The sequence below is a fragment of the Treponema sp. Marseille-Q4132 genome (assembly GCF_014334835.1).
Taxonomy (GTDB): Bacteria; Spirochaetota; Spirochaetia; order Treponematales; family Treponemataceae; genus Treponema_D; species Treponema_D paredis.
Window position 1 is genome coordinate 1 of the sequence record NZ_CP060591.1, and the last position, 17,114, is coordinate 17,114.

General features: G+C 48.0%; 13 protein-coding genes. 6 read left to right on the plus strand and 7 right to left on the minus strand.

The annotated features are described in order from the left end of the window. The 3 genes from H9I35_RS12390 to H9I35_RS00010 all read right to left on the minus strand — a co-directional run. The coding region (locus H9I35_RS12390) for a hypothetical protein (protein ID WP_215905294.1) at positions 1-229 on the minus strand (229 nt) is incomplete at its 3' end. 99 nt (positions 230-328) lie between these two features. Then, positions 329-1,879 carry a UDP-N-acetylmuramoyl-L-alanine--D-glutamate ligase gene (gene murD / locus H9I35_RS00005; protein WP_187419641.1) on the minus strand — a complete coding sequence of 517 codons (1,551 nt, stop codon included), beginning with the start codon at positions 1,877-1,879 and terminating at the stop codon, positions 329-331. Between the two features lie 106 nt (positions 1,880-1,985). Then, complete coding sequence (locus H9I35_RS00010) at positions 1,986-3,170, minus strand: formylglycine-generating enzyme family protein (protein ID WP_187419642.1); 1,185 nt, start codon at positions 3,168-3,170, stop codon at positions 1,986-1,988. Positions 3,171-3,353: 183 nt separating this feature from the next. Between H9I35_RS00010 and H9I35_RS00015 the strand changes: the two genes are divergently transcribed. Together H9I35_RS00015 and H9I35_RS00020 are read left to right on the plus strand one after the other, a co-directional pair. Further along, positions 3,354-5,111: an ABC transporter ATP-binding protein gene (locus H9I35_RS00015; RefSeq protein WP_187419643.1), complete on the plus strand. Its 1,758-nt coding sequence runs from the start codon at positions 3,354-3,356 to the stop codon at positions 5,109-5,111. A gap of 12 nt (positions 5,112-5,123) precedes the next feature. Beyond that, the gene (locus H9I35_RS00020) at positions 5,124-6,857 is read left to right on the plus strand and encodes an ABC transporter ATP-binding protein (protein ID WP_187419644.1); all 1,734 of its coding nucleotides are present in this window, start codon (positions 5,124-5,126) and stop codon (positions 6,855-6,857) included. Between the two features lie 63 nt (positions 6,858-6,920). Here H9I35_RS00020 and murE read toward each other — a convergent pair whose 3' ends face one another. Then, positions 6,921-8,675, minus strand: a complete 1,755-nt coding sequence (gene murE / locus H9I35_RS00025) for a UDP-N-acetylmuramyl-tripeptide synthetase (RefSeq protein WP_187419645.1) — start codon at positions 8,673-8,675, stop codon at positions 6,921-6,923. A 102-nt stretch (positions 8,676-8,777) separates the two neighbouring features. Here murE and queD point away from each other — a divergent pair, with 102 nt between their 5' ends. After that, entirely contained in the window at positions 8,778-9,179 is a 402-nt protein-coding gene (gene queD, locus H9I35_RS00030) for a 6-carboxytetrahydropterin synthase QueD (protein WP_187419646.1), read from the plus strand. A gap of 234 nt (positions 9,180-9,413) precedes the next feature. Here queD and H9I35_RS00035 read toward each other — a convergent pair whose 3' ends face one another. The 3 genes from H9I35_RS00035 to H9I35_RS00045 are packed head-to-tail and all read right to left on the minus strand — an operon-like array spanning position 9,414 to position 13,128. Beyond that, positions 9,414-10,823 carry a gluconokinase gene (locus tag H9I35_RS00035; protein WP_187419647.1) on the minus strand — a complete coding sequence of 470 codons (1,410 nt, stop codon included), beginning with the start codon at positions 10,821-10,823 and terminating at the stop codon, positions 9,414-9,416. Further along, a complete protein-coding gene (gnd, locus tag H9I35_RS00040; RefSeq protein WP_187419648.1) occupies positions 10,820-12,274 on the minus strand; it encodes a decarboxylating NADP(+)-dependent phosphogluconate dehydrogenase in 1,455 nt (484 codons plus the stop codon). The genes H9I35_RS00035 and gnd overlap by 4 nt, the downstream gene beginning before the upstream one ends. After that, positions 12,271-13,128 carry a MurR/RpiR family transcriptional regulator gene (locus H9I35_RS00045; protein ID WP_016519767.1) on the minus strand — a complete coding sequence of 286 codons (858 nt, stop codon included), beginning with the start codon at positions 13,126-13,128 and terminating at the stop codon, positions 12,271-12,273. The genes gnd and H9I35_RS00045 overlap by 4 nt, the downstream gene beginning before the upstream one ends. Before the next feature lie 129 nt (positions 13,129-13,257). On the opposite strand from H9I35_RS00045, the gene H9I35_RS00050 reads away from it, so the two are divergent. Genes H9I35_RS00050 through H9I35_RS00060 form a run of 3 tightly spaced genes read left to right on the plus strand, consistent with a single transcriptional unit; the run spans position 13,258 to position 17,096 of the window. Beyond that, complete coding sequence (locus tag H9I35_RS00050; RefSeq protein ID WP_187419649.1) at positions 13,258-14,925, plus strand: ABC transporter permease; 1,668 nt, start codon at positions 13,258-13,260, stop codon at positions 14,923-14,925. A gap of 14 nt (positions 14,926-14,939) precedes the next feature. Continuing rightward, positions 14,940-16,028, plus strand: coding sequence for an ABC transporter ATP-binding protein (locus H9I35_RS00055; RefSeq protein ID WP_215905295.1), 1,089 nt, complete (start codon positions 14,940-14,942; stop codon positions 16,026-16,028). A gap of 42 nt (positions 16,029-16,070) precedes the next feature. Further along, positions 16,071-17,096, plus strand: a complete 1,026-nt coding sequence (locus H9I35_RS00060) for an ABC transporter substrate-binding protein (RefSeq protein WP_187419650.1) — start codon at positions 16,071-16,073, stop codon at positions 17,094-17,096. Positions 17,097-17,114: the final 18 nt, after the last annotated feature.

The window sequence follows — 17,114 nt, forward strand, 5'->3', positions numbered from 1 at the left end:
TTGCGAGTTGCGAGTTGCGAGTTGCGAGTTGCGAGTTGCGAGTTGCGAGTTGCGAGTTGCGAGTTGCGAGTTGCGAGTTGCGAGTTGCGAGTTGCGAGTTGCGAGTTGCGAGTTGCGAGTTGCGAGTAATTATGGGAGTGTATTTGTGCGTGTCAAGTATTTGAGCGGCATTTTGTGCATATTTTTTTGAAGAAAACTGATTAACTGCAGTATGGACTCGCGATATCATACAATAATATTATACATTATTTTTGAGAAAAGACAAGGTTTAATTGTTGCAATCGTCGCTTTGTACTTCGCGGCATCAGTTCTGTGCTTAGGCCCGGACTTACCGAAATATGCGTTTTACTTCTTCCATGAATTTCGAGCCGCGTTCGAATTCGTTCGTAAACATACCGAACGATGTCGCGCCCGGAGAAAATAGGACGACTTCGTTTCCGTTCCGCTCATCGTCGGCGCATTCGTTCGTTTTGAGCGCACCGAGCAATTCGCCGAGGGAATCGTAAGGGCCGTAAAACGGAGTGTCTGAGGCACGAAGCAATTCCGTCAATTTGTCGGTCGCCGTTCCCGAAAGTAAGTACAGCGCTTTTACCCGTTTTTGCGCATCGTGCGAAAGCGCTTCGGAAAGCGCGTTTTGTCCCAATCCTTTATCGGTTCCGCCTGCGACCAAAATGACCGGTACTTTAAACGAGCGGACGGCGGCGGCTGCCGCTTCGGGAACGGTCGCGCACGAATCATTGTAAAAGTGAAAGCGCATATTATTTTGTTTCCATACGTGGAAGTACTGCAAGCGGTGCGGTATGCCTTTCCACCGGCTTAAAATATTCGATATATTTTCCGCCCGAATTCCGGAAAGCGCCATAACGAGCGCCGCATTTAAAATATTTGCCCTCATGTGGAGTCCCGGAACGGATACCGATCGGAGCAGCGTTATGGGCGTATCGTTTCCCGGAAGGCGCGCCTTTCCCAAAAATTTTCCGTCCGCATCCGCCTCCTGCCAAGCGCCGTATACGCCAGAAGGAAGGGCTTTCGTACTGTAGCGGAAGACCGTCGCTTTCGATTCGCGCGCAAAAAAATCGCCCCATGAAAGACCCGCTTCGGGTTCGGGCGTTTCTTTATCGTCGGCGTCCGCATCGAAAATCGAACAGCTGTCTTTTCCCTGATCGACATAGATGAGGCGTTTATCGGCGACGTAGGATGCCATGTCACCGTACCAATTTTGATGGTCGGGCACGATTTTCGTAATGATCGAAATGCGCGGTTTTAATAATTTTCTTCCTCGCAGATCCGCAAGCTGCCAGCTCGAAAGCTCAAGCACGACAGGCGTCGTTTCATTCGTCTTTTCCAAAAACGATAGCGGGCTCACGGTGATGTTTCCGCCGAGAAAGGCCATGAGACCCGCCTGTGAAAGACCGAAATAGATCGCGCTTGCAGTCGAAGATTTTCCTTTACTGCCCGTCACCGCGATGATCGGCGCTTTCGTAAACGCGAGAAAGACGCTCATATCGGTTTCTATCGCTTTTGCACAAGCGAGATAGGTATTGCCTTCGTATTTTACTCCGGGATTTTTAATAACGCAGTCCGCAAAGCGGAAATCGTCGATCCTGTGTTCACCGAGCCGATAGGTAAGCCGTGTCCGATTGAGCGAGGGATCGTTGTTGAGCGAGTCGACGGTCGGCTTTAATTCTCGGGTGGTTTTCATATCGGTTGCGACGACGTATGCTCCGTACTTCAAAAAAAATCTGACGGCCGCTTCTCCGCCGCCGTTTAAGCCGAGTCCCATGACGGTGATGTGTTTGTTTTTTATGTCGGCGAGCGATGAAAATACGCAGCCTTCGGGATATACGTGAGGAGTGCTTTCTGTATTTTTAAAATTCATAATCGATAAAGATTAACAGAAAAACGCATAAAGTGCAAACGCAGCAGGAGCTTGTCTTATGCTTTTTATCGATGTGCGGCGCGGGAATGGCTTGGCGCTTATCGAATTACGGTCGCCACGCCAAGCGGAAGCCGAGAGCATCGCCCTTGGCTTCAGGGTCGCCGCTGTTCCGTATGCCTACAGTGCAGTTATACGCGTAGAGCCTCCAACTACCGCCGCGTACAACACGGCGAGTGCCCTCCGCGGGACCTTGAGGATCGGTAACGATATCTTCACTCTTATAAGCGTCATCGTTTAATGCAGGCTCTGGATCATACCGATCAAAACACCATTCCAAGACATTTCCCGACATATCATATAAACCAAGTGCATTCGGCGCTTTGCTTTTTACTACAGTCGTCTTAGTGACTTCGGACTCCCATCCGGTTCCGTTCCACCATTTGCCATATACGGCTACCCTTGTAAGCTCATCCCGTAAAGTTATCCAAGTTTCTCCATCGGGTAAAGAGGGCAGTTCTTTAAAGCCTATCGGCTTTTTTGCTCCGCTTGCACTGTCAAGTTTGGTAAGCCATACATCGCCGTATCGTACCGCATTTGTGTTATCACTTCCCTGCCAGCGGGCGGCATATTCCCATTCAGCTTCAGTCGGCAGCCTAAAGCCTTTTTTACTCATATCGGCATAGGCGGCATCGCAATCAGATGTATTCGTTGCGTCTTTTAATACCGCAGTATCGGTTTTGCTTTTGCGGTATACACAGTGCTCTATTCCTTTTTCTTTTTCCGTATACGCATTGCACCATACTATGCAGTCTCGCCAGCTTACATAAGTTACAGGTTCTTTTTTTCTTGCTTCTGTAGGCTCAGTTCCTTCGCCTCCGGCACTGCCTTCTCTTCCCTTGTTTGCAAAGGTGTAGCCGTTACTTTTTGCCCATGTCAGTACCTTGTGCCATAATTCGTACGTTACCTCAGTTTTACCGAGTACATAGGGGCTTAATTTTACCTTTCGTCCTGCAATAAATACGCCTTTCCAGAACGCTTTTCCTGATCCGGGTAAGGTGTAGTCAGGGGTAACGCCTTCGGTGCCGGTTGTCGGAGGTATTATTTTTACAAAGGTGTCTGCATTTTCAAAAGAGCCTGCATCCGCAGACGTTGAAGGCGTTCCGCCGCTTGCGTCCGAGCTGTCCGTGCAGGCGGTAAACAGCAGTGTCGTTGCAATAAGTGCGGCTGTGATGAGTGCCGCCCCTCTCTTAAAGGTATGTGCCTTTATATTGTGTGTTATACGCTCTCTCATAACATTAGTATAAGGTATATAATAAAAATTAACAAGCGGGATATTGTTATGACGCCTTGAAGCGCTTACTTGCGGATTTTGCCGAGATACGCTACAATTTTTTCAAGTTAGCATAAGCTAATAAAACGGTATCTGCGAATGTGTGCCGTAAAAAAACCGATACGCGAAGGAAAGGTATAATCGATGAAAGAAAAAAAACGTTCGGCTGTTTCTTGGATCATAGAGTTTGCGGAAAAGCGTAAGGCGTACTATGTGTTGAGCGTGCTTACCGCAGCTTTCGGCGTTTTGTGCGGTATCGCTCCGTATTTTTTTATCGCCGATATCATCAAAAAACTTTTGACTGGCACGCGCGTTTTCGGCTCTTTTGCCGCGGATCTTATTTTTATAATTTTGTTTTGGGCGTTCCGCGTCGTACTGCACGCAGTTTCGACTTTTCTTTCGCACAAAGCGACATTCCGCGTACTCGCAGAAATCAGAAAACGGTGCTGCGATAAACTCGCTCGATTGCCGCTCGGCAATGTACTCGATATTCCGTCGGGTTCTCTCAAAAACACGCTCGTTGAAAGAGTCGACAGCATCGAAACGACGCTCGCTCATGTCGTGCCCGAGTTTATCGGAAATCTTTTTGCACCGTTATGTGTACTCGTCTATCTCTTTTTTATCGATTGGCGTATGGCGCTCGTGGCGCTCGCAACTCTTCCGCTCGGCCTTATCTTCGGCTCGTGTATGTGGATAGGCTATGAAGCGTCGTGGAAGCGCGTTATCGACAAAACGAAAGCGCTTAACGATACCGCTGTCGAATACATCAACGGCATTGAAGTTATCAAAGTGTTCGGCAAAGTTAAAAGTTCATACGAGCGCTTCGTCGTTGCGGCGAAAGAGGGTGCGTCCTGCTTTATCGACTGGATGCGGCGAACCAATATATTTTTTACGCTTACGATGGTGATCACGCCTGCGACGCTTTTATTTGTTCTTCCCGTCGGCGGATTTTTCGTTAAAAACGGATCACTTGCCGCAACAGATTTTATTCAAATAATCATTTTGAGCGTCGCCCTGATAGCACCGCTTATCACCGCGATGTCGTATATCGACGATATGGCAAAAGTGAGCGTCGTTATCGGAGAAGTTTCGGATATCCTCGAGCGGAAAGAACTTTCTCGTCCCGACAAAATGATCGAAGAGCCTAATGGAAATGCGATCCGTCTAGACGGCGTTCGATTCGCTTACCGCGAAAAAGAAGTGCTGCACGGCATTTCCCTCGAAATCCCCGACGGTTCGGTGTGCGCTTTGGTGGGGCCTTCGGGAAGCGGTAAATCGACGATCGCAAAGCTCATCGCGTCTCTGTGGGACGCGGGCGAGGGTGTCATCACTTTAGGCGGCGTCGATATCCGAAAGATTCCGCTCGAAGCGTACAACAGACGCATCGCTTTCGTATCGCAGGACAATTACCTTTTCAATGAAAGCGTTCGTGAAAATATCCGCATGGGAAAAGAAGGTGCAAGCGATAAAGAAGTCGAAGAAGCTGCAAAGAAAAGCGGCTGCCATGAATTTATCGAAAGTCTCGAACACGGTTACGATACGATCGTCGGAGATTCCGGCGGACACCTTTCAGGCGGCGAGCGGCAGCGCATCGCGATCGCGCGCGCCATGCTTAAAGACGCACCCGTCGTCATCCTCGACGAAGCGACGTCGTACACCGATCCCGAAAACGAAGCCGTTATTCAGTCGTCGGTTGCAAAGCTTGTAAAAGGAAAAACGCTGCTCGTCATCGCGCATCGTCTTTCGACGATCAAAGACTCGGACAGAATCTTCGTCATCAAAGACGGAAAGCTCGACGACGAAGGGGCGCACCGCGAACTTCTTTCGCGCGGCGGTCTGTATGCAAAGATGTGGGAAGCGCACATATCGGTCAAAGACGGTTTAAGCGCGGCAAAAGACTAGGAGATACGACAGATGTTTGAGATATTGTTTAAATTTTTTAATTTTGCGGGCGGCATCAATAAAAAGAAATTCTATATCGCCATCCTGCTCGGCGTCGTCATGGCTATGTGCGATGCGATGAAAATTCCCGCAATCGCCGTTATGATTTCCGCGATAATTTCGGGTGAGATTACCTTCCGGACGATCTTTACCTGTACCGCCATCATGTTCGGCAGTATGGTTGTCAATTTTTTCGTGCGCTATACGTCGACGATACTGCAAACGGAAGCGGGGTACACGGCATGTGCGGAAAAGCGGATCGAAATCGCCGAACATTTGCGCTATCTTCCGATGGGCTATTTTAACAATAACAGTCTCGGCTCCATTGCGTCCGTAACGACGAATACGATGGAGAGTCTCGGAGATATTGCCTCCCGTGTGGTGATGATGACGACTCAGGGTATTTTAAATACGGCGCTTGTCGCCGTGATGATTCTGTTTTACGATTGGAGAATCGGTATCGTCGTTGTTGCAGGTCTTGTTCTTTATTCATTTGTAAATCGGGGTATGCAGCGTGAGGCAGCCCGCCTTGCTCCGCAAAAGATGAAAGCCGATACGGCTCTCGTCGAAGGCATCCTCGAATATATTCAAGGTATCGCGGAAGTAAAAGCCTACAATTTGACCGGAGCGACAGCAAAAAAGCTCGTCAAAGCGATCGACGGCAACGCCGATATCAACATACGGATGGAAGTAAAATTTAACGGCTATACGACCGTGCAGAATTTTATCACAAAGGCGCTCGGAGTTGCGATGAGCGCGCTTTCGATCGCATTGTATATAGCAGGTTCCATGGATCTGCTTGTCGCCGTCATTATGATCATAAGCTCTTTTATGCTTTATGCGCACCTCGATTCGGCGGGAAATTATTCCGCGCTGCTCCGCGTCATAGACGCGAGTATCGATAAAGCGAATGCCATCCTCGATTTGCAGCCGATGGATACGAGCGGCGAAGACATCGCGCCTAAAAAATGCGATATCGATGTCGAAAATATCGGCTTTTCGTACGATACCCGAAAGATCATCGACGGCGTGTCGCTGCATATTCCCGAAAAAACGACGACGGCTTTTGTCGGACCTTCGGGCGGAGGGAAGACGACGCTGTGCAGTCTTATATCGCGATTTTGGGACGTGCAGGAAGGAAGAGTTCTTCTTGACGGTAAAGACGTAAAAACGTACAGCATGGACAGCCTTATGAAAAATTTCAGTTTCGTCTTTCAAAACGTCTATCTCTTTCACGATACGATCGCGAACAATATACGCTTCGGGCAGAGCGACGCGCCCATGTCGAAAGTTGTCGCCGCGGCAAAAAAAGCGTGCTGTCACGAATTTATCTCAGCCTTCCCGGACGGCTACGATACGGTCATCGGAGAGGGAGGGGCGAGTCTTTCGGGCGGAGAAAAACAGCGCATTTCCATCGCGCGCGCGATTATGAAAGACGCTCCGATAATCGTACTTGACGAAGCGACTGCGAACGTCGATCCCGAAAATGAAAAAGAGCTTATGGAAGCGATCGACGCGCTGACGAAAAAGAAAACGATTTTGATGATAGCGCATCGATTAAAAACGGTGCGGGAAGCCGATCAGATCGTCGTCGTCGATAAGGGTAAAATCGCCGAACAGGGAACTCACGCATCGCTTATGAGGAAAAACGGCATATACCGCCGCTTCGTCGATGCGCGAAAGCTCGCCGTCAGCTGGAAGATTTAATAAGAACGATTTTAATAATTAATAAGAGTGTTTCTTAAAATTAATAAACGTGGAGCGCCCTGCTTATGCGTAGCCCGATTCATAAAGCGCGGCGAGCGCTTCGCGTATTTCATCGTAGGGCAGGGTTTTGTCCTTGTAGATAATCGAATTTTCGTGCGACTTTCCGAGTAGCAGCACGATATCCCCGCTTGCCGCCATTTTAAAAGTTTCGCGGATCGCTTGCGGCCGGTCGTGAATGATAAAGAGATCGATCCCCTTTTTTTTGCCGCGCTTTTCGGCGCCTTCTGCAATCATTTCGAGCAGCGCAACGGGATCTTCGCCTCGCGGATCTTCATCGGCGAGCACGATGACGTCGCAGAATTTTGCGGCAATTTCACCCTGCAGCGGCCGCTTCGTCAAATCGCGTTCTCCTCCCGAACCGAAAAGAGCGAAAAGCCTTCCCGTACATCTTTTTCTGATAGACGGAAATATCGTTTCGAAAGAGGACGGTGTATGCGCGTAATCGACGATGACTTCAAAAGGCTGTCCTCTGTCGATAACCGTCATGCGTCCTTTGACGGGAGTGAGTGACGGAAAGTGGCGCGCGACTTCTTCAAAGGATTTTTGCGTAACGCTGCTCACCGCGATGAGGGACGCCATGAGATTGTATGCGTTGAACGCGCCGGGAAGCGGAGCGGTGACGTGGATGACAGGATGTTTTCTCGGAAAGGCCGGATCGTCGTTCGAGCGGAAGACGGCGTCTTCTCCGTCCGCGTCGATCGTAAATGAAATGCCGAATCGCGCCGCTGCGATATTCCGAGCCGTCATGCAGCGGACTCCTTCGGGTACGGGCGGAAGGGCGACCGCGTCGGCTCCCGTTTCCGCTGCGGCTTTTCCCGCCTGTCCTTCGGTCGTAAACGCATAGACGGGATGCTTTGTCGAATTGATACAATAGACTGCTGACGGATCTTCGGCGTTGACGACTCCGATGGAAGGAATTTTCATCGGAGTGCCGGCGATCGTTTTAACGTGGTCGCACTTGTCGAGCGCGCGGAAAAGATTCGCTTTATCGCTTCGGTACTGCTCGAAGGTTTTGTGAAATTCGAGGTGTTCGAGCGTGACGTTCATAAAAACCGCGCAGTCGAATTGAACATTGCCGAGTCTGTTCGTCAGGACGGAAAGCCCGTGCGAAGAAGATTCGATGACCGCATAAGTGCAGCCGTTTTCGAGCATTGCGTTGAGACGGTTTTGGATAATCGGCGCTTCCGGCGTCGTCTGATGTTCGGGGTTGGGCAGTGCATCGCCTCCGAGTGAATATTCGACTGTCGAAATAAAGCCCACTTTTTCTCCGCACAGACGTAAGAGCTGCCAGATAAACGAAACCGTGCTGCTTTTCCCTTCCGTACCCGTCACTCCTATGACGATGAGACGCTTTGACGGGGAGTCGTAAAAAGCGTCGGAGACGGGCGCCATGGCAAAGCGCGCATCGTTTACGCGCAAAAAAGCCGGAAGATATCGTTTCGTTTTGCCGACGGCGCTTTCGATCGCACGCCGTGCGATGATGTTTGCACACTCCCGCCGAACTTCGTGAGGAATATCTCCCTGATAGACGACTGCGTTTGCACCCGCTTCAAGCGCTTGGGATATAAAATCGTTTCCGTTTTGATGCGTTCCGGGCAGCGCAAAAAAAAGCGAGCCCTCTTTTACGTCGCGCGAATCGAATGCGAGACTCGTGATCGGAATATTCATGATATCGACGGTTTCGACGGGGCTGATGCCGTCGGCTGCAAGCGCTTTGTGCGCAAAAGAAGGCAGCAACTGTGACAAGAGTTTTTCCATAATACAGCGATTGTAGCGATAAATATGCGCTTTTTCAACATAGCGCATTGCCGCATTGCAGTTGGTACTGCCCTTTGTCCGATTATGTGCTATACTCTTTTTATGTTTGAAGTACGCGTCGAAACGAATTTTTCCGCAGCGCATTTTCTCCGCGATTACAACGGAAAATGTGAAAACCTTCACGGGCACAATTATACCGTACTCGCTCATGTAAAAGGCGCGACGCTCGGAAGCGGCGGTATGCTCATCGATTTTGCAAAGCTCAAAAAGGCGCTCAGAGCCGTGTGCGATGAGCTCGATCATACGAATTTAAACGAATATGCCGTCTTTTTGCAAAATCCGAGCGCCGAACGCATTGCAAAATATATTTACGATGCGCTCATCGCCGAAGTGCGGCACGCGGGTGTCGATCTGTCGTATGCGCGCGGAAAAGAGGGCGCATTTTTATCCGCCGTGGACGTATTTGAAACCGATACGAGCCGCGCCCGCTACAGTCCCGAGTAAAGCGGTTGTGCGGCATTGCGGACGGTTTTTTTTGTTCGCTCTATTGTCGATCGGCAGGCTTTCCGCGGCGGACGGTATGTTTATGCTGTCCGCCGAATTTTTAATTCGTACGGAGGCTTTAATACCCGGACTGCAACCGCCTTACGAGAACACCCCCCGATGCTCTGCGTCGAAAGTCTTGACTAATAATACGGATTGATTTGAAAGCTCATAGTATTTTCATGCATTCGACGTTTACCGATTTTGATAGCATTCCCTGTATGCACGATATTTTTTTTGATATATATCGCTTAATGCGGGATCGACTTCTACGGTACGCCGTACTTGCGGCTGAAAGGACAAGGGTGAATCGATTTTTCCGAGAAGATACAAACCGATTACAGCACAGCCCATAACGGAGCTTTGTTCCGATTCGTCGATCGTCATCGGCATATCGAAAAGCGACGCGCATATTTGCATCCAAAATTCGGAATGCAGAATTCCTCCGGATAATTTTATTAATTTCGGATAACCTGCCGTATGGACGAGTATTTCATAGCAGTGATAGACACTGAACAGTACGCCTTCCAATACCGATTGATAAAGGCTGTAAATATTGTGTTCCGGTTTGACGGATAAAAATCCGCCTCGTCGCTTTTCATCCCAGCCCGGACAGCGTTCGCCGAATAAAAACGGCAAAAATACGGGCGTATCGTTTTTATGTGATAACTTTTTTTCGATATCGGCATAGTGCGCATCGTTCGGAAAAAATGTTTTTTTACACCAGTCTTGGCAATTGCATGCGCCGCTTACCGCAGCTCCGAGTAAATGGGATGAAAGCGTAAAATAGCTCCACAAACTAGGCGTTTTGGGAAGGAGAGGTCGTTCTGTCGTCATGCGGATGGCCGCACTGGTACCGACGGAAAAAGTCATAATGCCTTCTTTTAGCGCTCCCGCTCCGATTTGATTGAGTGCTCCGTCGGGATATGCGGGAACTACGGGCGTTCCTTCTTTTTGCCCGAAAAACAGCGCGCCTTCTTTTGAAAGCGGAAGCGTTTTTTCCGTCCCGACGATTTCCGGTAAAATGGATTCATCGATATCGAGCGAAGAAAGCAGTTCGGCGTCATATGTGCGCGAATCGATATTGACCAGTCCCGTTCCTGACGCCATGGCAAGCGTCGTAACCCATGCGCCTGTTAGACGGTATGTATTGTATTCGCCTTGTCCTCCGATCTTCGTATTCGATAAAAGCGTTCCGTTTTCCTTTTTGTGCATGAGCTTAAAATACGGATAGGTGGAATTGACGAGGCAGCCTGTTTTCCGGTAATAGTTTTTTTCAAATCCGTTTTCGCGAAGTCTTCTGCACAGTTCGCTCGCACCTGTATACGACCATAATTCGATGGGGGATAAAAGTGCACCGTCCTTGTCGATGAGTGCGAGGCTGTGCCATGTCGTACTTTGCAGAATGATATCGACCTGTATGCCGCCTGCGATTTCTTTTGCTGCTTGCGCGGTCTTCAAAAATACTGCTTCTCCGTCGTGCGTCCCGTTTGAGTCCTGGACAAAGCCGTAGGGCTTCGTCGCGATGCGCCACTTATCGCTTTCGGCATCGTAGAGCATCGCTTTTGCGGATGTCGTACTCGATTCAAGGATAAGCAGTTTCATACGGAATATGTCGTCGATGCCGTACTTCCGCCGTGTCCCGTCCAATCGGTGTGAAAGAAAATTCCTCGCTCTTTATCCGTGCGCTCATAGGTGTGAGCACCGAAATAATCGCGTTGCGCCTGCAGCAAATTTGCCGGTAAATTATTGCAGCGGATACCGTCGAACCACGAAAGAGCGGCTGAAAGGGAAGGGACGGGAATACCATTCATTGTCGCAAGCGCAACCGTCTTTCGCAATGCGTCGTGCGAATTGTTTAAGATTGCACTGAAATACGGATCCATGATGAGGTTTTGCAGGGTAGCGTTTCGGGCGTAGGCATTTTTAATTTTATCCAAAAATACCGAACGGATAATGCAGCCGCCCCGCCACAGCATTGCGATATTTCCGAGGTTTAAATTCCATGTGCGATGTAATCCCGTTTTTCGGATGAGCTCGAAACCTTGTGCATACGAAATAATCTTTGCCGCATACAATGCGTCGTGCAGCGATTTAATCATATCGCTTTTCTCTTCTGCAGTCGGACTGTGAAGTTTTTGTGACGGGAACAGTTTTTCACACTGTATGCGCTCGTCTTTTTCCGCACTCAGGCAACGGGCGAATACTGATTCGGTTATAAGCGTGAGCGGTACGCTTTCGTTGAGAGCGGTGATGCCCGTCCATTTACCGGTACCTTTTTGTCCGGCCGCATCGAGAATATTGTCGACGAGGAAGCTTGAATCATTATCTTTGTATGCCAAAAGTTTTCCCGTAATCTCTATCAAATACGAACCGAGGTCTCCCTTGTTCCAACCGGTAAAAACTCCGCTTATTTCGGAAGCATCCATACTGCCGTATTTCCTCATGATGTCGTACACTTCAGAAATGAGCTGCATGTCGCCGTATTCGATGCCGTTGTGAACCATCTTAACGAAATGTCCCGCTCCTCCTTTGCCGATCCAATCGCAGCAAGGCTCGCCGTCTTCGGCTTTTGCCGCAATGCTTTGAAAAAGCGCTTTTACTTCGGGCCATGCCGCTTCGTTTCCGCCCGGCATAATGGACGGACCGTTGAGAGCTCCTTCTTCACCGCCCGAAACGCCCGTACCGATATAGAAAATGCCCTTCGCCTCCGCTTCTTTTTCGCGGCGTTCGGTATCTTCGAAGTATGAGTTTCCCGCATCGATGATGATATCTCCTTTTTCCATAAGAGGAATGAGTGATCGGATCATTGCATCGACCGGCTCTCCCGCTTTTATCATCATGAGAACTTTTCTCGGCCTTTCAAGGGATGCGATAAAATCTTCCAATCTGTGCGCGGGGATGATGTGTTTTCCTTTTGCCCTGCCGCTTGCGAATGCGTCAACCCGTTCGGGAGTTCTGTTAAAAACGGCGACGGTAAAACCGTTGCGTTCCATATTCAATACGAGATTCTCACCCATTACGGCAAGACCGATAACGCCGATAGATGCTTTCATACTTTCCTCCGTGCTATTGTACTGCGCATTTTATTAAGACTCTTTAATCCCGAGTCTTTTAAATTGTTCATTACTTCCACATATAAAACGTTTATTAAAACCGCGGCGGCGATTCCTGCCGAAAAGGATTCGGATACAAGAGAACTGTGGACGGGACTTACCTGCAATACGATATCCGAAAGCTTTGCAAGCGGAGAATTGTCATAACTTGTAAGCGCGATAATCTTGCACTTTGTGTGGCGCAATTCTTTTACGATTGAAATGGTATCGTAATTGTTGCCCAAATGACTGAATACGAGAGCGGCATCGCTGCCGTTAGATTGGGAAGCGAGCATGAGCTGCATGTGAAAATCTGCAGCCGTTCGGCAAGTAAGACCCGTACGCAGCAATTTATGAAGAGCATCCTGAGCGTTGATATTCGATCCGCCCAATCCGAACAGCAGTACTTGCCGCGCACTTGCCAAAGCGGACGCGGCTTGCGCGACAGCTTTTTTATTAAGAAGTTTACGCCCTGTTTCAAGTGTGCGGATCGTGTGTAAAAATACACTGTCGGCGATATCGTCGTTTTCCGTGACGGGGATTTCAAATATCTGCATATTTGCGCTAACGCTTTCTTTTGCAAGGGCAAGCCGAAACTGTTGATACCCCGAATAGCCGATTTTTCTTACGAAGCGCACAAGCGTTGCTTCGCTCGTACCGATTTTTTTTGCAAGCTCCGTAATGCTTAATTCAGCCGATTTGCCGCCGTATTTTAAAACAAAATCCGCGATAATCTTTTCTTTGTCGCTGAACGATGCGTAAACGCTTTTAATGTCGTACATAACGCTGACTGGAGCGTTGTTGCTTTTCTTCATATTTTAACGATATCAGTGTATCATGAAAAAAAGTTTTATGCAAGGAATATTTTTTTCTTGACAAAGATATTCTTGCGGGTATATACTGTGCATTATTGAATTGAACCTTATGCGCGGGAGGTGGCTTGTATGCCGAAGTTGTCCGGAACGAAAAAACCGATGGACGGCATTCTTTTTATAACCATTATATTTACGATGTGCTCTCTTGTCGTTTTTGTCGTCGTTCCGCTCGTCAATGTATTGATTCAAAGTTTTCGTTCGTTTGACGGTACGATATCGGGGAAAGCCTATGTACAGGCATTTACATCCGAGGAAAATCTTAAAGCGTTGACACACAGTCTTGTGCTTGGCGTTACAAGCGGTGTACTTTCTACAGTGATCGGTTTTTTATTTGCTTATTGCGCTTCATACGTTAAAATGAAATGGAAAAGCATATTCAACCTGATTGCGATGCTCCCTATCGTATCGCCTCCGTTTGCTGTAGCGCTTTCTATTATCCTTCTGTTCGGAAGCAGAGGACTTATCACGTATACGCTGCTCGGTATGCGCGATGTCAACGTATATGGTTTTCGCGGATTATTGTTTGCACAAACGCTTTCGTATTTTCCGATTGCATATCTTTTGTTGAACGGAGTACTCTCTTCAATCGATCCGTCTATTGAAGAAGCTTCCCGCAATATGGGCGGTTCGCGCGGGAAAACGTTTATCCACGTAACGCTGCCGCTTACGCTTCCGGGAATTGCAAATTCCTTTTTGCTTGTCTTTATCAAATCAGTCGCAGACTTCGGTAATCCGATTACGATTGGAGGAAATTATCAAACACTTGCGACTCAAATTTATTATCAGGCTATCGGTAACTACGATATGCAGGGCGGAGCGGCGGTCGCTATTCTTCTGCTGCTTATTTCCATGTCACTCTTTGCGATGAGTAAACTTTGGATCGAAAAGAAATCTTTCGTGACGATTACGGGAAAAGCCTCTCGGAAGCGCGCATTGATAGATGAAAAGCATATCGCATTTCCGTTGACGACAATCTGTTATATTATTTCTTTTGTCGTTATCGGTTTGTATATTTTAATTCCGCTGGTATCGTTTGTTAAATTATGGGGAGTCGATTATACGTTTACGTTTGAAAACTATCGATATGCGTTCGGTGTCGGTAGAAAGAGTCTTCGCGACTCGACGATCATGGCCGCCCTTGCGACTCCCGTAACCGGTATTCTTGCGATGATAACGGCATTCCTCATTGTGCGCAAACGTTTTACGGGACGCAAAGCGATGGAGTTTGTTTCCATGCTCGGTATGACGGTTCCCGGTACCGTTATGGGTATCGGCTATGTGCTTTCATTCAATACGCCGCCGCTCGCCATTACCGGTACGATGCTGATCATCGTTCTGTCTTATGTATTCCGTTATTTGCCGATCGGCGTTCAGTCGGGCGTAACGGCTCTCAAGCAAATAGACCCGTCTATCGAAGAAGCTGCCGCCGATTTGGGGGCAAATTCGTTTAAGACATTCGTTACGGTAACACTCCCGCTTATTAAGACTGCCTTTTTCGGGGGACTCGTATATACGTTTGTTAAGAGTATGACGTCTGTTAGTGCGGTTATATTTCTTGTGTCGGCACGCTACAAATTGCTTACCGTATCCGTTTTGGATCAAGTCGATTCCGGAAAATTCGGTGTTGCATCGGCCATGTCGACGATGTTGATAGCCGTCGTTTATATCGCGATTGCAATACTGTACCGGGTAATCGGTTTGCTCGGTGTCAATAAAAAAGATATTAAACTTGCTTGACTGGAGTGTAATTTATGGAAATGAATGCGAAATCAAAATCGGTACGGCTTGAACACATTGTAAAAGAATATATTGCACCCGATAAATCCGTGTTTCGCGCGGTCGATGATGTGAGCTTGCATATAGAACCGGGTGAATTTATAACGCTGCTCGGACCGTCGGGCTGCGGTAAAACGACGACGCTGCGTATGGTGGCGGGATTTGAAGTCCCTACATCCGGTTCGATATTTCTCGGAGATGAGAAAATTAATAATCTTACTCCGGATAAGCGCGATACCGCTATGGTGTTTCAATCGTATGCGCTCTTTCCGCATTACGATGTGTTTAACAATATATCATACGGTTTACGGATGAATAAACTGCCGGAAAAGCTTATTTCGGAAAAGGTTGCCGCGATTATCGAATTGGTCGGATTGACGGGTATGGAAAAACGCTATCCGAACGAGATTTCAGGCGGACAGCAACAGCGCGTAGCGCTTGCGCGTGCGCTCGTAATGGAGCCCGGCGTCATGTTGTTTGACGAACCGCTTTCGAATCTCGATGCAAAGCTCCGCATCAGTATGCGAACGGAGATTAGAAAAATTCAACGGCGGCTCGGCGTAACGAGTATCTATGTAACGCACGATCAATCGGAAGCGATGGCCTTATCGGATAAAATTATTATTATGAATAAGGGGCATATAGAGCAGATCGGTACCCCGGAAGAAATCTACCAAAGACCCGCGTCGGAATTCGTAGCGGATTTTATAGGACGCGCGAATTTTATGAAAGCCGTCATCAGAGGGCAGAATGAAAAAGGCGTTCTTGTCGAAATCTACGGTAAAGAACTTTGCGTGCAGGGAAATCGCGCTGCGACGTATACGAGCGGCGAATCGGTAACCGTTGTCGTGCGCCCCGAATCGATCTCCGTCGGAAGGGAAGGTCAGTTTGACGGCGTCATTACGATGTCGACTTTTATGGGGGCGCATGCGGAATATTTCGTGCAACTCGGAGATATCGTGCTTGATGTCGAACAGCTCAATCCCATGGGAACGCAGATGTTTAAAGAAAATGAAAAAGTCCGTATACATATGAATGAAAACAGCGTCTATATTGTCGGATAAATAGTAAAATTGTAATTTTCTGCAAATATTTTGGAGGTATACATGAAAAAGATTGGAATGGCGTTTGTCGCACTTTTGTTTGCGGGGACTATTTTTGCATCGGGAGGCGATGACAAACCGGGAAAACCGAAACATTTGACGATGTATGTCGGTTACGTTGAAGAGTACGGCATGAAAGTTTCCGAAGAATTTGAAAAGGCGACGGGTATCCACATCGATTTTGTGCGCATGAGTGCAGGTGAAGCACTCGGAAGAATTCGTGCTGAAAAATCAAATCCGAAAGCAAGTGTGTGGTACGGAGGATCCGCCGATTCGTTTATCACTGCAAAGAGCGAAGGTCTGCTTCAATCCTACGTATCGCCTAATTCAAAAAAAATACCTGCACAGTTTAAAGATCCCGATGGTTATTGGACAGGGTTGACGATCGGCTATCTCGGCTTTATTTGTGATAAGAGATGGTTTGCAGATCATAAAGGTGTTGCATATCCGCGTTCATGGAACGATTTGCTTAAACCGGAATTCAAAGGCCATATCATCGTATCGAACCCCGGTTCTGCTTCTACCGGTTATTTGTTGTTGTCCACAATGGTACAGATGAGAGGCGAAGCCGAAGGTATCAAGTATATGAAAGCGCTGAACGGACAGGTAAAACAATATACGAAAAGCGGAGAAGCTCCTTCCCGCTCGGCAGCACTCGGCGAATGTGCGATAGGTATTACGTTTATTCATAACGGTATCCGTATGTTGAAACAGGGTTACGATAATATTTATCTTGCCGTTCCTGAAGACGGTACGAGCTATGAACTCGGTTCCGTTGCGATGATTGCAGGCGCACCGGAAGCTGAAGCTGCAAAAATCTTTATTGACTGGTGTATGACGCCTGCTTGTTTGGAAATCGGGCAAAAATACACGAACTCATATCATTTTTTGACAAATCCCGATGCGCATACGCCCGATGAAGCTTTGGCACTGCGCAATACGAAATTGATTATGTACGATTTTGCGTGGTCGGGCAAGAATAAAAATAGATTGCTTGAAGCATGGAATACTGCTATAAAATCGAACTGATCGAATAAACTGATTTTT